The sequence below is a fragment of the Mesorhizobium ciceri biovar biserrulae WSM1271 genome, assembly GCF_000185905.1.
Lineage (GTDB): Bacteria > Pseudomonadota > Alphaproteobacteria > Rhizobiales > Rhizobiaceae > Mesorhizobium > Mesorhizobium ciceri.
Genome location: NC_014923.1, coordinates 6009659 through 6026065, shown reverse-complemented (window position 1 = coordinate 6026065; position 16407 = coordinate 6009659). Strand labels below are relative to the sequence as shown.

Below are 16407 nucleotides of genomic sequence, written 5' to 3'. Positions count from 1 at the left end.
GACAGGCTGCAGGACGCGTTTCAAGGCGAGCTCAATTGCATGATCAAGGCGGTCGATTTCGTCGACCGCTCCATTGGGCACGAGCCTGGGCACACGTGTGCCCGAAAGACTGACTGACCCGCGTTGCGCTCGGCAGAGTGCTGCGTGAAGGCACAGACCAGGAGAACGGAACATGTCCGGTCAAAACGATGCGCATATCGGCACCGGCCAATGGCCGACGATCCAGCCGGAGAAGGAGTTCGACGAACATGTGCTTGCCTGCGTCTTCTCCTGTGCGTTCAAGGAGGTCGAGGCTGGCACGACAGTGGCGGAGTCAACAGGCCTTTCGCTTGCCGAGCTGCGCGAGGTCTTGCCCCGCAGTTTCCCTGGTACCGCGATGGCAGCATTCGCCTCGGCAGACGTCAGCGATGTTGAGCCGGGTATAGAGGAAGAACTTCTGCGCGGCCTGCTACTGGCACATGCCCGGGCGAGCCATCCGGCGAGCGCCCGCTTCGCTAAGATCCTCGCCCGGCGCGCCATGCATGATGGCCATCTGTGGCAGGACCTTGGGCTTCCCGACCGGGCCGAGCTCAACCGCCTTCTTGCCACACACTTTCCGACGCTGGCGGCCGGCAACACCCAAAATATGAAATGGAAGAAGTACTTTTACCGCAAACTCTGCGAGGCCGAAGGGTTTTCGCTGTGCACTGCGCCCAATTGTCGGGAATGCAGTGATTTCGAAAATTGCTTCGGCCCCGAGAGAGGCGAATGTGAAGAACGCGTCACACCGGTTTAAACGCCGCGTTCGTCACGAGGCCCTGAGGCCTTGATTACCGTTGTGCCACAAGCGTTTTTCCCGGCGCCGTTGTATGGAGGAGGGGACATTCATCGCCTCGCGATATTTTGCGACCGTGCGGCGAGCGAGATCGATACCGTCTTCCTTGAGCCGGTCAGCGATTTCATCGTCCGAAAGCACGTTCTCAAACGATTCTTCGGCGACCATTGCTTTGATCCTATGGCGGACAGCTTCGGCGGAGTGCGCGTCACCGCCTTCGGAAGAAGCGATCGCGACAGTGAAAAAGTACTTGAGCTCGAACACTCCACGTGGGGTGTGCATGTACTTGTTCGACGTTACCCGGCTTACAGTCGACTCGTGCATGTTGATCACGTCAGCGACCGCCTTGAGATTGAGGGGCCGTAGGTGGGCGACGCCATATTCCAGAAAGGCATGCTGCTGGCGCACGATTTCGTTCGAAACTTTGACGATCGTCTTGGCGCGCTGATCGAGGCTGCTGATTAACCAGAGCGCATTCTGTAAGCATTCGTTGAGAAATGTCATCTCTTTCGATTTTTTGCCGACTCGGCGTGAAACTTCCTTGAGATAAGTGTGTTTGATCAAAACCTTGGGCTGCGTGTTCGGATCAGGCTCGATCTGCCATCCACCTCCGGGCGAGGGAGTGGCCCAGACATCCGGCACGATGCATTCCGGCGCGCCCGAGTGGAATGCGTTTCCGGGCTTGGGGTCGAGCGCACGGATTTCCTGCAGCATGTCGAAAAGATCTTCGTCGTCGACGCCGCAACGCACCTTCAAAGTCCGAAAATCGCGTCGCGCAAGCACGTCAAGGTTGGCAGTCAAAGCCGCCATGGCCGGGTCGAACCGGTCTCGCTGGCGCAGCTGTATCTCAAGACATTCGCCGAGAGATCGTGCGAAAATCCCCGGCGGATCGAGGTGCTGCAAGATACCCAAAACTCGTTCCACTTCGGCCGGCGGGATGTTTAGCTTCCCGGCCAGCTCCGAAGCACTTGCCCCAAGCCAACCAGTGTCATCCAGATGTCCCGCAAGCACATTAGCAATCAGCCGCTCGTGCGGCGTGAAGGCGGTGAAGGAAATCTGAGAAGCGACATGGTCGTGCAACGTTTCTGGTAAGGCGACAAACTCCTCGAAGGCACGATGATCGCCAGGCGCGGTGCTCGATTTCCCTTGCCTGGGCAGATCCCGTCTCTTCGCATACTCCAGAAGGGGATTTCTCTCGAGCTCCTGGGCCACGAACTGATTCAGTTCGGGAATGTTCATTTGAAGCAGGCGAATCGACTGGATGAGTTGAGGCGATAATCCAAGAGACTGTTTCTGAAGTAGGCTCAACGACGATTTCATGGTCACTTATTCCTGTCCAAGAAGCTCTGACCGCGGCTGGTTTCGATCTCTCACAGGTCGACGCCTCGCATGCGCGTCACCTTTGAATGACCATCCCGGACGCGCCGCTTTAGAGCTTTGCCCTTGTGCAAGTGGCGTCCAAACGCAGCTGCACATCTTCGGCACCAGGTCATGCAGCGTCCTTCAATGTTTGAAGGACGTTCTGCGGGGATGAGACGCCATAGGGGTCGGTCCCGCAGTTGTCGGAGAAACCTTCCTCCTCAAACCACTGCTCCACCACGCCATTATTGACCAGAGCCGCGTAGCGCCAGGAGCGCATACCGAAGCCGAGATTGTCCTTGGCAACCAGCATGCCCATTTTGCGAGTGAACTCGCCTGAACCGTCGGGGATCAGCTCGACTTTCTGCAACCCCAAGGACTTCCCCCATGCATTCATGACAAAGGCATCGTTGACGGAGAGGCAGTAGATCGCGTCAATTCCCTCCTTCTTGAATTCCGCATAGAGATCTTCGAAATTCGGCAGTTGGTAGGTCGAACAGGTCGGTGTGAAAGCACCGGGCAGAGAGAACAGGATGACCCGTTTGCCGGCAAAGTAGTCGTCGGATGTTCTTTTTTCCCAGCGGTATGGATTTGGCCCCTGGACTGAATCATCGCGGACACGCGTAAGAAACGTGACGAAGGGAACCTTCTTTTTACCGGTCATCAATTTTCTCCTTGAAAGGAGGTGGCACTGGATTCTTGCAGGGGCTGGCGCAATACCGAGCTGCGGGTCTCGTGCATGGCATGATGCCGACGGCGCTCCCGATGCTTTCCCCATTCGGGTGTATGGGAACGGCCCGGCTCCAGGTGTTCTTCACCCGAACCGCATCGACGTGAGCGATTGGGGGACGCGGCTCCCGATTCATGGCAACGGCCCGGCTCCAGACCTTTCTCACCCGAAAGCCATCGATATGAGGGATGAGGGCACCTTCTAGCGCCGCGATTGGTCTTGCCGCGACTAGGGCGCCGGAGCCGGCATGGATCACCCACTCCTCATACCCGGGGTCAAAATGCTGGCAACCGGACATGACCAGCAGCGGGATGAGCATATGCGTCGCAAAAGTGATTCTCCGCGCCGCAGAGCGGCGTGGCTGAACTGGTTCAGCGTATTGGCTGGACTTGCCTGTTTCCGGCCGACGTGGGCTCCGCCGAAACTTTGAGAAGCCTCTGGGCCACTGACATGCTGATGCAAACCGATTTGTGGCAAATGCGCGAGCATCATCTGGCGTCTCGGCATCGAACCCCAGTTGCAAAGCCGCTTCGGAGGACGGATCTCCGAACCGGACGACGTCCCGATCTTCAGCGAGGACGGCCACCGTCGCCTTTGTCCATCGTTTGGAGCTTGGGGCGTCAGCCATGGTAGTCACCTTCTTCCTGGTTTGATGGGCTCTAAGCACAAGGCAGCAAGCGGCATGCCATTTCCAATGAAGCTGCTCCTGCACCAGCGCTATCGCTTCGAGACGACGTCTTCGCCAACCGGAGGTGCGCGCCAGAGCCGTCACGTCATCACACCGAACAAAAGTCCTGTGTAGAGAGGGTATTCACGCGTCCGGCGCCGGCTGGCAAAGGACGGGCCAGACAGGGCAAGCCCGGGCAATACCCCGCATCGGCCGGCACAGCGATTGCACAGTGTGTTTGCCCTGGCGTGTTTTTACGTGCGACTAACGTGAACGCAGGCCGGCAGCGCCACGATCCGGATTCGATAAGGATCGCTTTCGCTACGATCTTTACACGCTTGGTGTTCCTCTCGCCGAGCGTCCCTATCGAAATCTATTGTGTCGGAAACTGGACTAGAATTGTCGCAAAGCCGACCCAAAGGTCGCCAAGAAGCGTCCGCTGTTTGCGGGAACCGGCAGAACGCAACGGAGCGCCAACCGGGCACGCAAATAGCCAACAATCTTGTCAGTGGGACGTCTGCAAATTTCGAGGAGAGCCTCGGCTGCCCCTAAGGACGCTTGATGCAGGAGCGCATTGATCTTCCGCTCCAACTCAACTGAAAGGATTTCTGTGACCTATATCGGTCGCTATGCCTGGACAGGCACTAAATCGGCATTTCAAAACCGATGATTTGACGGGTCTCGCTAGCTCGCGCCGAAAAAGTTTGCTGCCCATTTGTGCCCGACGTTCAAACGCTCATTGAAGAGCAGATTGCGCCCTTATCTCCCAAGCTCGTCGGCGTCCACCAGCGGGACGAGTTCGTTGCCATGAAGTTGTCGGACATAGTCATTCGAGAGGTGAGACCGTCGTTGCGCTGACACCCTTGCAATATCAGGACATCGATGTCGGCGAAGATGGGCTGCGCAACCTGACCAAGTCCGCCCGGGCCGAGCGCTGATCGCTCGCTGTAGTCTCGGTGCAGGCCGGCAAGGCACCGGCGCTGGTCCATGCCCGTTGAAGAGCCGACGTGGAAGAGGCAGTACCGCGAATTAGGCGGCCGTCCTAGGCGAGACGAAGGCCTGGATCGAAAAAGTATCGTGGGCAGACCGCGTCGCGCGGCTGGTGCGAGTCCACCTCGACGGCGAGCTTCTCTCCCACCAGGCGGTTAGGTTGCGTGTTTCGGGTCGAATACGAACACTGTGAGTGCCGCGAGCAATGTGGCAATTGCGGTGTAGGCAAAGACACCCGTGACGTGGTCGGGATCATTCAGCAGCAGTCCGCCGAAAATCGCGCCGGCTGCGATGGCTACCTGGAACGTTGAGGTCATCAGCACGGCGGCGCTTTCGGCCTGCTCGGGGACGGCACGCAGCAGTATCCAAGTCTGCAACCCCACCGGCACCGCGCCGAAGGCAAAGCCCCATACGGAAACCGCAATCGCCGAGGCATAGGTCGATGCTCCAAACTTCAGCAACGAGACAGCGGCTATCGCCATAAGGAAGGATGGCAGGGCCGCGACTGCCTTGAGACTGTGTTTGGCCAGGAATGCTCCGGCAAAACTGCCGAAGAAGCCGCTTATGCCAGAAAGGAGCAACAATATCCAGATCCCGTTGGTACCGAGCTTGGGAGTCGTCTCGAGGAAGACCCGAATATAGCTGAAGCTGGTGAAGTGCCCAGAAGCGACCAGCAGTACGACCAAAAGTGCGACCTTGATGGTCGGATCTTTGGCCGCATCCAGCAGACTGCGGAATCCAGCCATTTCAACCGGAGGCAGCGTCGGCATCGTTAAAAGCAGCACCAGCAGCGTAACAGCATTAAGCACTGCGGTGAGCGTGAAGGCCACTCGCCATCCCAAGCTGCCGCCGACGACGGCGCCGAATGCAGGCACGCATACGAGAGCGACCGAAACGCCGGCGAGGATGATTGACATGGCGCGCGGCAGAAGATGATTTGGAACGAGCCGTATCGCCAGCGATGCCGAAATCGACCAGAAGCCTCCGAGCGCAATGCCGAGCATAACGCGTGCTGCCAGCAAAACCGGCAGCGACGACCCGACTGCCACCAGGAGGTTGGACAGGATCTGAAGCAGCATCATTGCCCACAGGACGGTCCTGCGGTCCAGGCGCTTTGTAATAATGGCCATCGTCGGCGCTGAGATCGCCGCAGCAATGCCCGTCGCTGTGATCGCATATCCAACCGCATCCACTGAGATACCGAGATCGTGCGCTATCAGCGTCAGCACGCTGGCTGGCAGACACTCTGCCGCCACCAGCCCGAAGGTGCCCAAAGCAAGCGAAATGACCGCACCCCATGCGGGAGGAGATAGTCGATCCGGCGTTTCTGGGCCGTGCAGAACAGTTTCGATAAGACCCGTCGCCGATTCGGTCATGAACATTCTCGCCCAACATGGGTTGGCTGCGATGATCCGAACTAAAGGCAAAAGCGCGCCATCGCTGCCCGACATCTTGTGATAGTAGGGCGTGCAATTTCGGTGCCGGTTCTCCGTGCCCGACGGGGGTGTCATCGTCGGCAGACGTCTCATCAGGCTGTTCTATGCCGACCACGGCTTCCGTCTCGAACCAGCCATGCGCGCCAGCAGTTCCGAGCACGGACGTCTGATGTTCCGTGACGGGACGACGCGAGCCGGTCGCTATGACCGCCGCCTTTAAGCAGCCAAAAACCGGCTCTGACTCAAAGGACCATTTCCGGTGGCTCGAACCTGACGTTTTGTGTCGGGCATTGTCGGGTCCGCTACACGGCTCGTTCCAACAATAATCTATCTGCCAGCGAGCACTTGTTAGCGCACAAGCTAACTAGCTTGAGCCAAAAGGAAAAATCCCGCTTTGGCTGTCCTTCGGAAAAGTTGGCACGAATCTTGAGACCTCGTTGTGAGGCGGCAAGAGCTGCCCATCGGCATTTGTGTCCCGGGCAGCCGCGACGGATAAAACCAAGGAAGGAAACCTATTAATGTCAGGTCTGCGTCAGATCGCCTTTTACGGCAAGGGCGGCATCGGCAAGTCCACCACCTCCCAAAATACGCTCGCCGCCCTCGTCGACCTCGGGCAGCGAATCCTCATCGTCGGCTGCGACCCCAAAGCGGATTCCACCCGCCTGATCCTGAACTCGAAGGCTCAGGATACTGTCCTGCATCTCGCGGCACAGGAAGGTTCGGTGGAAGACCTCGAGCTTCAGGACGTGCTTAAGGTAGGCTACAGAGGCATCAAGTGCGTGGAGTCCGGCGGCCCGGAGCCGGGTGTGGGCTGCGCCGGCCGCGGCGTCATCACCTCAATCAATTTCCTTGAGGAGAACGGCGCCTACGACGATGTCGACTATGTCTCCTACGACGTGCTCGGGGACGTGGTTTGCGGCGGTTTCGCGATGCCGATCCGCGAGGGCAAGGCGCAGGAAATCTATATCGTCATGTCCGGGGAGATGATGGCGCTCTATGCCGCCAATAATATCGCCAAGGGCATCCTGAAATATGCACATTCGGGCGGTGTTCGGCTCGGCGGACTGATCTGTAACGAGCGTCAGACCGACCGTGAGCTTGACCTGGCCGAAGCACTGGCTTCCAGGCTCAACTCCAAGCTCATCCACTTCGTGCCGCGCGACAACATCGTCCAGCACGCCGAGCTCAGAAAGATGTCAGTGATCCAATATGCGCCCGACTCCAAGCAGGCCGGAGAATACCGCGCGCTGGCTGAGAAGATACATGCGAATTCTGGCCAGGGTACCATCCCGACCCCGATTACCATGGAGGAGCTCGAGGACATGCTGCTCGATTTCGGCATCATGAAAACCGACGAGCAGATGCTTGCCGAGCTCCAGGCCAAGGAAGCGGCAAAGGCGGCAGCCCAGTAACCGATATTGGGCGCCCTCCTTGAGGTGGCACGCCTTGCAAAGAACGGCGCCTCGTCGGTGAGGCGTCACCAGACACCTTGAAAGGGGTCCCATGAGCCTGGAATACGAGAATGATGGTGCTCTCCATGCGAAGCTTATTGAGGAGGTGCTATCGCAATATCCGGACAAAGCGGCGAAGCGCCGCAAAAAGCATCTCAGCGTCGCAAAGAGCGGGGACCAGGCCGGCGGGGAAAGCGAGATCCTTTCCGAATGCGACGTCAAATCGAACATCAAGTCCATTCCGGGAGTGATGACCATACGCGGCTGCGCCTATGCCGGTTCAAAGGGCGTGGTCTGGGGTCCGGTCAAGGATATGGTCCATATCTCGCACGGCCCCGTCGGTTGCGGCCAATATTCCTGGTCACAGCGCCGCAACTACTACGTCGGAACAACGGGCATCGACACGTTCGGGACAATGCAGTTCACATCCGATTTCCAGGAGAAAGACATTGTCTTCGGCGGTGACAAGAAACTGGAACAGATCATCGATGAGATCGAGCTACTGTTTCCGCTGAATAACGGCATCACGGTGCAATCCGAATGCCCGATCGGTCTCATTGGCGATGACACCGAGGCAGTTTCTCGCAAGAAGGCCAAGGAGTACGAAAAGACTATCGTGCCGGTGCGCTGCGAGGGCTTCCGCGGCGTCTCGCAATCACTCGGCCACCATATCGCCAATGACTCCATCCGCGACTGGGTCTTCGACAAGAAGGACGTCGATTTCGAGGCCGGTGCTTACGACGTCAACGTGATCGGCGACTACAATATTGGCGGCGACGCGTGGGCCTCGCGCATCCTGCTTGAGGAGATAGGATTGCGCGTGGTCGGCAACTGGTCCGGTGACGCGACACTGGCCGAGATCGAGCGCGCCCCGAAGGCCAAGCTCAATCTCATCCACTGCTACCGGTCGATGAACTACATCTGCCGGCATATGGAGGAAAAGTATGGCGTCGCCTGGATGGAGTACAATTTCTTCGGACCGTCCCAGATCGAGACCTCCCTGCGTAAAATAGCCAAGCATTTCGGCTCCGAAATCGAGGAGAAAGTCGAGAAGGTCATCGCCAAGTACAGACCGCTTGTCGACGCCGTCATCTCAAAGTACCGGCCGCGCCTCGAAGGCAATACCGTCATGCTCTACGTCGGCGGCCTGCGCCCCCGCCACGTCATCACAGCTTACGAAGACCTCGGCATGGTCATCGTTGGCACCGGCTACGAGTTCGCTCACAACGATGACTATCAACGCACGGGCCATTACGCAAAGAATGGCACCCTGATCTATGACGACGTTACCGGCTATGAGTTGGAGAAGTTCATCGAGGGAGTTCGCCCCAACCTGGTTGGCTCTGGCATCAAGGAAAAATACCCCGTGCAGAAGATGGGTATCCCGTTCCGTCAAATGCACTCCTGGGACTATTCGGGACCTTATCATGGCTATGACGGCTTCGCCATTTTCGCGCGCGACGTGGATCTTGCGATCAACAATCCGGTCTGGGACCTCTACCAGGCACCTTGGAAACAAGGCCCGTCCCGCGGGCAGGCGATGGCTGCCGAATAGACGCCCTGTCCAAGGCCTAGTCTCCCCCAGAGAGACGATGAACCCCCGCGGCTTGTGAGCCTCGGGAAACCGCAAACGTCTCGACGTACCTGAGCTGCCGTATGGCGCGGCCAGATGGAAAAGAGGTAATACCAATGCCGCAGTCGGCCGAAAAGATTCTCGACCACGCTCCGCTGTTCCGCGAGCCGGAATACAGGCAGATGCTCGCCGAGAAGAAGCTGAATTTCGAATGTCCGCACCCGGATCAGATCGTTGCCGATCAGGGTGAATTCACCAAGACCTGGGCGTACCGCGAAAAGAACCTCGCCCGACAAGCGCTTGTGATTAATCCCGCCAAGGCCTGCCAGCCGCTCGGCGCGGTGTTCGCGGCCGCAGGCTTCGAGCGGACCATGTCCTTCGTCCACGGTAGCCAGGGCTGCGTGGCCTACTACCGCTCTCATCTATCGCGCCATTTCAAGGAGCCTGCTTCGGCAGTTTCCTCCTCGATGACGGAGGACGCGGCAGTGTTCGGGGGCCTGAAGAACCTGGTCGACGGGCTCGCCAACACATACCAGCTTTACGACCCCAAGATGATCGCAGTGTCGACGACTTGTATGGCCGAGGTCATAGGCGACGACCTGCACAGCTTCATCGAGAACGCCAAAGACGAAAAGTCGGTGCCGAGCGACTTTGACGTGCCCTTCGCCCACACGCCGGCCTTCGTCGGCAGCCATATCGACGGCTATGACGGCATGCTGAAGGGCATTCTAGAGCACTTCTGGAAAGGCCAGGAGCGCACGGAGGCCAAGGGAACCATCAACGTCATTCCGGGCTTCGACGGCTTCTGCGTCGGCAACAACCGGGAACTCAAACGCCTGCTCGATATGATGGGTGTGTCCTACACCTTCATCCAGGACGCCTCTGACCAGTTCGACACGCCATCGGACGGGGAATACCGCATGTATGACGGCGGCACGAAGATCGAAGAGGTGAAGGGGGCACTCGACGCCGAGGCAACGCTTTCGCTCCAGCACTACAACACCCGAAAAACGCTCGACTATTGCGGGCAAGTTGGGCAGGCCACGGCTTCCTTCCATTATCCGCTCGGCGTCCAGGCGACCGACGAATTGCTGATGAAGGTGTCGGCGCTTTCCGGCAAGGAAATCCCCGAGGCAATCCGACTGGAGCGCGGCCGACTGGTTGATGCCATGGCCGACAGCCAATCCTGGCTGCACGGCAAGAAGTACGCGATCTACGGCGACCCGGACTTCGTGTACGCCATGGCCCGCTTCGTCATGGAGACCGGCGGCGAGCCGACACATTGCCTGGCCACCAACGGCTCCTCGGCCTGGCAAGCCGAGTTGCAGGAGCTGCTTGACGCCTCGCCCTTCGGCGCGGATGCCCAGGTCTGGGCCGGCAAGGACCTGTGGGCGATGCGGTCGCTGCTCTTCACCGAGCCGGTCGACCTGCTGATCGGCAATTCCTATGGCAAGTATCTGGAGCGTGACACCGGCACGCCGCTGATCCGCCTGACGTTTCCGATCTTCGACCGGCACCATCACCATCGTTTTGCGCTCATGGGCTATCAAGGCGGATTGCGCGTGCTGACCACGATCCTCGACAAGATCTTCGACAAACTCGATCGCGAGACGAGCCAGACGGGCGTGACGGACTATTCCTATGACCTCACCCGCTGAAACATACGGCCAGCTTTTCGCGCAGGCGGTTCGTCGCCGAATTGGGTTTGGGGGCTGACGCGATGACCGCGCTCAGTGCCAAGATCCAAGACGTTTTCGACGAGCCCGCCTGCGACAAGAACCGTGGCAAGGACGCCAAGGCGCGCAAGGAAGGCTGCGCACGGCCGCTGACGCCGGGAGCGGCAGCGGGCGGCTGCGCCTTCGACGGGGCCAAGATCGTCCTGCAGCCGATCACTGACGTTGCCCACCTGGTGCATGCGCCGCTCGCCTGCGAGGGAAATTCCTGGGACAACCGCGGTGCAGCTTCGTCCGGGCCAACCTTGTGGCGCACAAGCTTCACGACCGACCTCACCGAATTCGATGTGGTGATGGGGCGGGGGGAGCGGAAGCTCTTCAAGGCGATCCGCCAAATCACGGAGACCTATGCGCCCGCAGCAGTCTTTGTCTATTCGACCTGCGTGACGGCGCTCATCGGCGACGATATCGAGGCCGTCTGCAAACGCGCCGCCGAAAAGTTCGGCCTGGCCGTGGTTCCCGTCAACGCGCCGGGCTTGGCTGGCTCCAAGAACCTCGGCAACAAGCTTGCCGCGGAGGCGTTGCTCGACCATGTCATCGGCACGGTGGAACCCGACGACGCCGGCCCGTATGACATCAACATCCTTGGTGAATTCAACCTTTGCGGCGAATTCTGGCTGGTAAAGCCGCTCCTGGATCGGCTCGGGATCCGGGTGCGCGCCTGCATTCCGGGCGACGCGCGCTATCGCGACGTAGCTTCCGGGCACAGCGCCCGGGCGGCCATGGTGGTGTGCTCGACGGCCCTCATCACTCTAGCCCGCAAGATGGAGGAGCGCTGGGGAATCCCCTTCTTCGAAGGCTCCTTCTACGGGATCTCGGACACTTCGGAGGCACTTCGCAGAATTGCCAAGCTGCTGGTGAGGAAAGGTGCCGATCCGGAGATCCTGGACCGCGCAGAGACGCTGATTGCCGAGCAGGAGGCGGTTGCATGGAAGAAGCTTGAGGCCTACCGGCCGCGGCTCCAAGGCAAGCGCGTGCTGCTCAACACAGGCGGTGTGAAGTCCTGGTCGGTCGTCCATGCGCTGATGGAGATCGGCATGGAGATCGTGGGCACCTCGGTCAAGAAATCCACGCCCGAAGACAAGGTGCGCATCCAACAGATGCTCAAGGACGACAACCATATGTTCGAGCAGATGTCAGCGCGCGACCTTTACGCCATCCTCTCTGGAGGCAAGGCCGATATCATGCTGTCTGGCGGGCGCACGCAATTCGTCGCGCTGAAGGCCAAGACGCCCTGGCTCGACATCAATCAGGAGCGCCAGCACCCTTACGCCGGTTATGACGGCATGGTGGAACTCGTACGCCAGATCGACCTCGCCATTCACAACCCGATCTGGCGCCAGGTGCGCGAGCGACCCCCGTGGGATTGCCAGCCCGATGGGAAGCACCAATTGCCCAGCGCCAACAATGACACGGCGACGACGCGCGCTGTCCAGAATTTCGCTGCCACCACGCGGACGATTTCGGCTGTCGAGGAAATCCTATGACCCGCATCCTTCCCCAAACCAAATCAGCCTCGGTCAATCCACTGAAATCGTCACAGCCGCTTGGTGCCGCCTTGGCGTTTCTCGGCATTGACGGCGCAGTGCCGCTGTTCCACGGCGCCCAAGGCTGCACCAGCTTCGCCCTCGTGCTGTTCGTGCGGCATTTCAAGGAAACGATTCCCCTACAGACGACCGCGATGGATGAAATAACAACCATCCTCGGCGGGTCGGACAATCTGGAAGAGGCCATCCTCAACCTCAAGAGCCGCACGACGCCAAAGCTGATTGGGGTCTGCACGACGGCCCTGGTGGAAACCCGAGGCGAAGATTGCGCAGGCGGCGTCGCCGACATCAGGCTGAAACGGGCGAAAGACCTCGCCGGCACGGAAATCGTCCTGGCCAACACGCCTGATTTCACCGGCGCCCTCGAAGAGGGCTGGGCCAACGCTGTAACCGCGATGATCGAAGCTGTTACGCGACCTGGCGAACGGGCGCGCCAGTCCAAAAAACTTGCAATCTTGCCCGGCTGGAACCTCACCGTGGCTGACCTCGAGCATTTGCGCGAGATCGTCGAAAGCTTTGGCCTGCAATCGGTGATCTTGCCAGACCTTTCAGGCTCGCTCGACGGTACCGTGCCAGACCACTGGGTCCCCACCACCTATGGCGGAACGAGCATCGAGGATATCCGCGAGCTCGGCACGGCCGGGCACTGCATCGCGATCGGCGAGCATATGCGCCGCCCGGCCGAGGTTCTCTACAAGGCGACCGGCGTGCCTTACGTGCTGTTTCAGTCGCTGACCGGATTGAAGGGCGCCGATCAGTTCGTTTCGCTGCTGTCGGCTATTTCTGGCCAGCCTGTGCCGGCAAGCGTCCGCCGTCGGCGGGCGCAACTGCAAGATGCGTTGCTCGACGGACATTTCCACTTCGGAGGCAAGAAAATTGCGATCGCTGCTGAACCAGACCAACTCTATCAATTCGGAGCGTTCTTCGTCGACATGGGCTCCGCAATCACGGCGGCCGTCACGACGACCGATATGTCGAAAATTCTGGAAAAGGTACCGGCGGAGTCGATTCAGGTCGGCGATCTCGGCGATCTGGAATCACTTGCAAGCGGCGCTGATCTTCTGGTCACCCATTCACATGGACGCCAGGCCTCGAAACGCCTTGGCATTCCGCTTATGCGCATCGGCTTCCCCGTCTTCGACCGGCTTGGCAGCCAGCACAGGCTCTCGATCCTCTATCAAGGGACCCGTGATCTGGTCTTCGAGGTTGCCAACCTGTTCCAAGCCGACCGGCGTGCGCCGACGCCTGATGAGCTCGATCCATTCCGCAACCGCCAAACGCCAGGTGAGCCCGATGCGTCGCTTCTCACTCGTCACTGACGAGGTTCACCGTCCGATGCGTGAACGACAAGTAGGCGCTTTGCGGGTGGCAATCGCTACCCAGGACGTCAAGCAACTCAACGCCCATTTCGGGTCGGCCAAGCGCTTTGTCATCTACGATATGACGCGCGAGGAGTGGGAGCTTGTGGAAGTCATCGAGTTCGACGACGTCTCTGACGAAAGTGGGAAACATCACTCCGAGAGGGATGACCGCATCACACCGAAGATAAAAGCGCTGAAGGGCTGCCACCTCCTGTTTTGCCTGGCGATCGGTGGACCTTCGGCAGCCAAGCTTGTTTCGGCAAAAATCCATCCGATCAAGGTGCGGCATACTCAGAGCATCCAAGAGGTGCTGGTTCGCACGCAGCTGATGCTCAGGACCTGCCCTCCACCTTGGCTGCGCAAGGTCCTGGCTGAGGCAGGCGTACAGAAGCCGTCCTTTGAAGACGAGGACTGAAATGAGGAGGCGAAATGTTCGACCCTGCCCTTAGCCTTGCTGTCGATGAGGATGAGGTGGCGCTTGCCAGCCCGTTTCTCAAATGCCTCGTGCGGCTAATACGTGCTCAGGACTCTTACGGCGCGTGGGAAGGCAAAGCGGACCGCGAACTGCTGGCCGCCTTCATCATCACCAAGGAACAGCGCCGTGGGATCCCCATCATAGGCGATCCCGACCCGGACGTCCTGTGGAGGCTAGATATGTTTTATACCGCCATTGGGCTTGCGATCGAGGAGCGCTGCGGCCTGATGGCATCGCCGATCATGGAGCTGAGCCGTGAAGGCTTTGGGCGCGTGCTTTTCACGACTGGGCGGCTGGTCGCTCTGTCGAAGACGCTGCGCGACGTCCACCGGTTCGGCTTCGAGACGTTGCGGAAGCTCGCCGGGGCCGGCACGAAGCTGGTCAGCGACGCAATCGCAGCCATCGAAACCTATCCCGAGGTGGCGCGTGCGTGATGAAGCAGGTTTCGAGCCCAGGGGCCATGACAATCTTCAGCAGCCGCGGTGGCCAGCCGTCGCAGCCGACGCCGTCCAGGCGGATCAAGCTCCTGAAGTAACACCGATGAAGCCACTCGTCCTGATCTGTTCGCAAGATGCCGAGCTTTATCTGTTGCTCAGCCACATACTGGAGGTGGACGGCTTCGCCACTGAGCCGGTAAGGAGCGCCAAAGAAGTGCTTGCATTGGCCGACGAACGCGAATTCCAGGCCGTAGTGCTGGACTGCGGTCCGGCGAGCATAACCGGGGCCCCAATCTGCGCCCGGCTCAAGGGGGAGCCCCGGACCGCCGACCTTACCGTTATTGCCCTGATCGCGCCGGGTGCCGAGGAACAGCACCTCGATCTCCTGAAGGCTCGCATTGACGAGAGATTTGTGCGGCCGATCGTTCCGGCCAACCTGCTCGACTTTCTACGGGCGAGGCTGGCACTGCCGAAGCGGGGCGCAAATGGTGTTGAAAACGGCGGCTGGCTCACCTTTGGTGACCTCGAGATGAAGGTGGATGCCCGCCGGATTCGCGGCAATGGCCACGATATTCACCTCGGAGTCATCGAGTTCAACGTGCTGCTGCTTATGATGGAAGCTCCCGGCAAGGTCTTCAGCCGGAAGGAGCTTATCGGCGCGGCTTGGGAGAAAAACATCCATGTCGAACCACGCACCGTCGATGTCCATGTCAGCCGGATCAGAACAGCCCTCAAGAAGGCTTGGCCCGGCGGCGGCATTCTCACTGTGAGGTCGGCCGGCTACTCGCTCCAGACGCCGGACGGCTGAATCAGTTGAGGTGTAGTGCCACTCCCTTTCCCTCGCGCTGTGAGTCGGTGTTGCGGCCTGCCCCCTAGACTAAACGAAATACTCAGGAAGAAGCAGGCAAATGGGTTTTAAAAGCGTACTCTGTGTGACGGACGCAGACCATTCCGATCATGACGTCGAAACTGCTGCCGGCTTGTGTGCTGAAGTCGGTGCGCATCTTTCCGTACGGATAATACCGGCTCTGATGCTCGTTTTGTCATATCGGCCGATCAGAGATGGTATCCCCGAGTGGCCCACGGGGCGTGGACAGGCAATGGCCACATTGAACAATCAGTTTCGGCAAGAGAGATTTACACTGGACGTGCCCAGACTGGAAAGACGCTCCGAGAAGATCCAGGAACTGCTGAGGGCCATGTGCCTCTCCTATGATGTCGATACGGATTATTGTAATTTGACTGGCGTGGGGGAGGTGGTGCGACAGCGGGTACTCTGCGCCGACCTGACAATTGTCGGCCCCGCACTTCTCAACGACAGTATTGTCGGACCTGTCGTCATCAACGGCAGCTTACTTGATACGGGAAAACCGGTACTTATTGTGCCCAAGCGCGCTGAGGCGACGCTGTGGCCAAGGCGCGTCCTGGTCGGTTGGGATTCGCGACTCGAGGCATCCCGTGCCGTTCGGGAAGCGCTGGGTCTCCTATGCGCTGCTGAGGAAGTTCGTGTTGTCCTGGTGGGTCCGAAGGCGAACCACAAAGGGTACGGCGCGAAACCTGGAGCCGATATTGCTGCCTATCTCACGCGCCACGGTGCTCGGGTGTCGGTTGACCTGTTGCCAAGTGCTGGCAAATCGGCGGCCAAGGTGCTTGCGCAGCACGCAATCGATACATCTGCCGACATGATAGTCATGGGCGCTTATGGCAGCCGTCGCCTGCGTGAGCGGCTCTTCGGCGGCGTAACGAAATGGATTGTTGACAAGCCGACATTGCCGCTGTTCTTGGCGCGCTGACCGGCTCGGCAGTTGCACCGATGCCGCTCGAAGCTCTAGTC

The 16407-nt window shown here is 59.4% G+C and carries 13 protein-coding genes; 10 read left to right on the top strand and 3 right to left on the bottom strand.

All coding sequences use genetic code 11. The features are described from left to right. Window positions 1-172 precede the first annotated feature (172 nt). Window positions 173-775 carry a nitrogen fixation protein NifQ gene (locus MESCI_RS29100; protein ID WP_013533496.1) on the top strand — a complete coding sequence of 201 codons (603 nt, stop codon included), beginning with the start codon at window positions 173-175 and terminating at the stop codon, window positions 773-775. Window positions 776-787: 12 nt separating this feature from the next. Here MESCI_RS29100 and rpoN read toward each other — a convergent pair whose 3' ends face one another. The 3 genes from rpoN to MESCI_RS29080 form a co-directional block, all read right to left on the bottom strand. Next, the gene (gene rpoN, locus MESCI_RS29095; protein ID WP_013533495.1) at window positions 788-2134 is read right to left on the bottom strand and encodes an RNA polymerase factor sigma-54; all 1347 of its coding nucleotides are present in this window, start codon (window positions 2132-2134) and stop codon (window positions 788-790) included. A 169-nt stretch (window positions 2135-2303) separates the two neighbouring features. Then, complete coding sequence (locus MESCI_RS29090) at window positions 2304-2837, bottom strand: peroxiredoxin (RefSeq protein WP_013533494.1); 534 nt, start codon at window positions 2835-2837, stop codon at window positions 2304-2306. A 1878-nt stretch (window positions 2838-4715) separates the two neighbouring features. Continuing rightward, window positions 4716-5936: an MFS transporter gene (locus MESCI_RS29080; RefSeq protein WP_013533492.1), complete on the bottom strand. Its 1221-nt coding sequence runs from the start codon at window positions 5934-5936 to the stop codon at window positions 4716-4718. A gap of 578 nt (window positions 5937-6514) precedes the next feature. Between MESCI_RS29080 and nifH the strand changes: the two genes are divergently transcribed. From nifH to MESCI_RS29035, 9 genes are all read left to right on the top strand, one after another. Next, the gene (nifH, locus tag MESCI_RS29075) at window positions 6515-7408 is read left to right on the top strand and encodes a nitrogenase iron protein (protein WP_013533491.1); all 894 of its coding nucleotides are present in this window, start codon (window positions 6515-6517) and stop codon (window positions 7406-7408) included. A 91-nt stretch (window positions 7409-7499) separates the two neighbouring features. After that, window positions 7500-9002 (top strand): nitrogenase molybdenum-iron protein alpha chain, encoded by a 1503-nt coding sequence (gene nifD, locus MESCI_RS29070; RefSeq protein WP_013533490.1) that lies wholly within the window; start codon window positions 7500-7502, stop codon window positions 9000-9002. Window positions 9003-9136: 134 nt separating this feature from the next. Beyond that, on the top strand, window positions 9137-10678 hold the full coding sequence (nifK, locus tag MESCI_RS29065) for a nitrogenase molybdenum-iron protein subunit beta (protein WP_013533489.1): 1542 nt from the start codon (window positions 9137-9139) through the stop codon (window positions 10676-10678). Window positions 10679-10740: 62 nt separating this feature from the next. Then, the gene (nifE, locus tag MESCI_RS29060; protein ID WP_013533488.1) at window positions 10741-12240 is read left to right on the top strand and encodes a nitrogenase iron-molybdenum cofactor biosynthesis protein NifE; all 1500 of its coding nucleotides are present in this window, start codon (window positions 10741-10743) and stop codon (window positions 12238-12240) included. Further along, on the top strand, window positions 12237-13619 hold the full coding sequence (nifN, locus tag MESCI_RS29055; protein ID WP_013533487.1) for a nitrogenase iron-molybdenum cofactor biosynthesis protein NifN: 1383 nt from the start codon (window positions 12237-12239) through the stop codon (window positions 13617-13619). The genes nifE and nifN overlap by 4 nt, the downstream gene beginning before the upstream one ends. Continuing rightward, window positions 13585-14076: a nitrogen fixation protein NifX gene (nifX, locus tag MESCI_RS29050; RefSeq protein ID WP_013897120.1), complete on the top strand. Its 492-nt coding sequence runs from the start codon at window positions 13585-13587 to the stop codon at window positions 14074-14076. The genes nifN and nifX overlap by 35 nt, the downstream gene beginning before the upstream one ends. A gap of 14 nt (window positions 14077-14090) precedes the next feature. Next, complete coding sequence (locus MESCI_RS29045; protein WP_013533485.1) at window positions 14091-14570, top strand: NifX-associated nitrogen fixation protein; 480 nt, start codon at window positions 14091-14093, stop codon at window positions 14568-14570. Continuing rightward, entirely contained in the window at window positions 14563-15381 is an 819-nt protein-coding gene (locus MESCI_RS29040) for a response regulator transcription factor (protein WP_013533484.1), read from the top strand. Before MESCI_RS29045 ends, MESCI_RS29040 begins: the two co-directional genes overlap by 8 nt. A gap of 292 nt (window positions 15382-15673) precedes the next feature. Continuing rightward, window positions 15674-16366, top strand: coding sequence for a universal stress protein (locus MESCI_RS29035; RefSeq protein ID WP_245262922.1), 693 nt, complete (start codon window positions 15674-15676; stop codon window positions 16364-16366). Window positions 16367-16407 lie beyond the last annotated feature (41 nt).

Excerpts from the sequence above, each read along its gene's own strand:
- MESCI_RS29100 (WP_013533496.1), top strand. The coding sequence starts at position 173 with ATGTCCGGTCAAAACGATGCGCATATCGGCACCGGCCAATGGCCGACG.
- rpoN (WP_013533495.1), bottom strand. The coding sequence starts at position 2,134 with ATGAAATCGTCGTTGAGCCTACTTCAGAAACAGTCTCTTGGATTATCG.
- MESCI_RS29090 (WP_013533494.1), bottom strand. The coding sequence starts at position 2,837 with ATGACCGGTAAAAAGAAGGTTCCCTTCGTCACGTTTCTTACGCGTGTC.
- MESCI_RS29080 (WP_013533492.1), bottom strand. The coding sequence starts at position 5,936 with ATGACCGAATCGGCGACGGGTCTTATCGAAACTGTTCTGCACGGCCCA.
- nifH (WP_013533491.1), top strand. The coding sequence starts at position 6,515 with ATGTCAGGTCTGCGTCAGATCGCCTTTTACGGCAAGGGCGGCATCGGC.
- nifD (WP_013533490.1), top strand. The coding sequence starts at position 7,500 with ATGAGCCTGGAATACGAGAATGATGGTGCTCTCCATGCGAAGCTTATT.
- nifK (WP_013533489.1), top strand. The coding sequence starts at position 9,137 with ATGCCGCAGTCGGCCGAAAAGATTCTCGACCACGCTCCGCTGTTCCGC.
- nifE (WP_013533488.1), top strand. The coding sequence starts at position 10,741 with ATGACCGCGCTCAGTGCCAAGATCCAAGACGTTTTCGACGAGCCCGCC.
- nifN (WP_013533487.1), top strand. The coding sequence starts at position 12,237 with ATGACCCGCATCCTTCCCCAAACCAAATCAGCCTCGGTCAATCCACTG.
- MESCI_RS29045 (WP_013533485.1), top strand. The coding sequence starts at position 14,091 with ATGTTCGACCCTGCCCTTAGCCTTGCTGTCGATGAGGATGAGGTGGCG.
- MESCI_RS29035 (WP_245262922.1), top strand. The coding sequence starts at position 15,674 with ATGGCCACATTGAACAATCAGTTTCGGCAAGAGAGATTTACACTGGAC.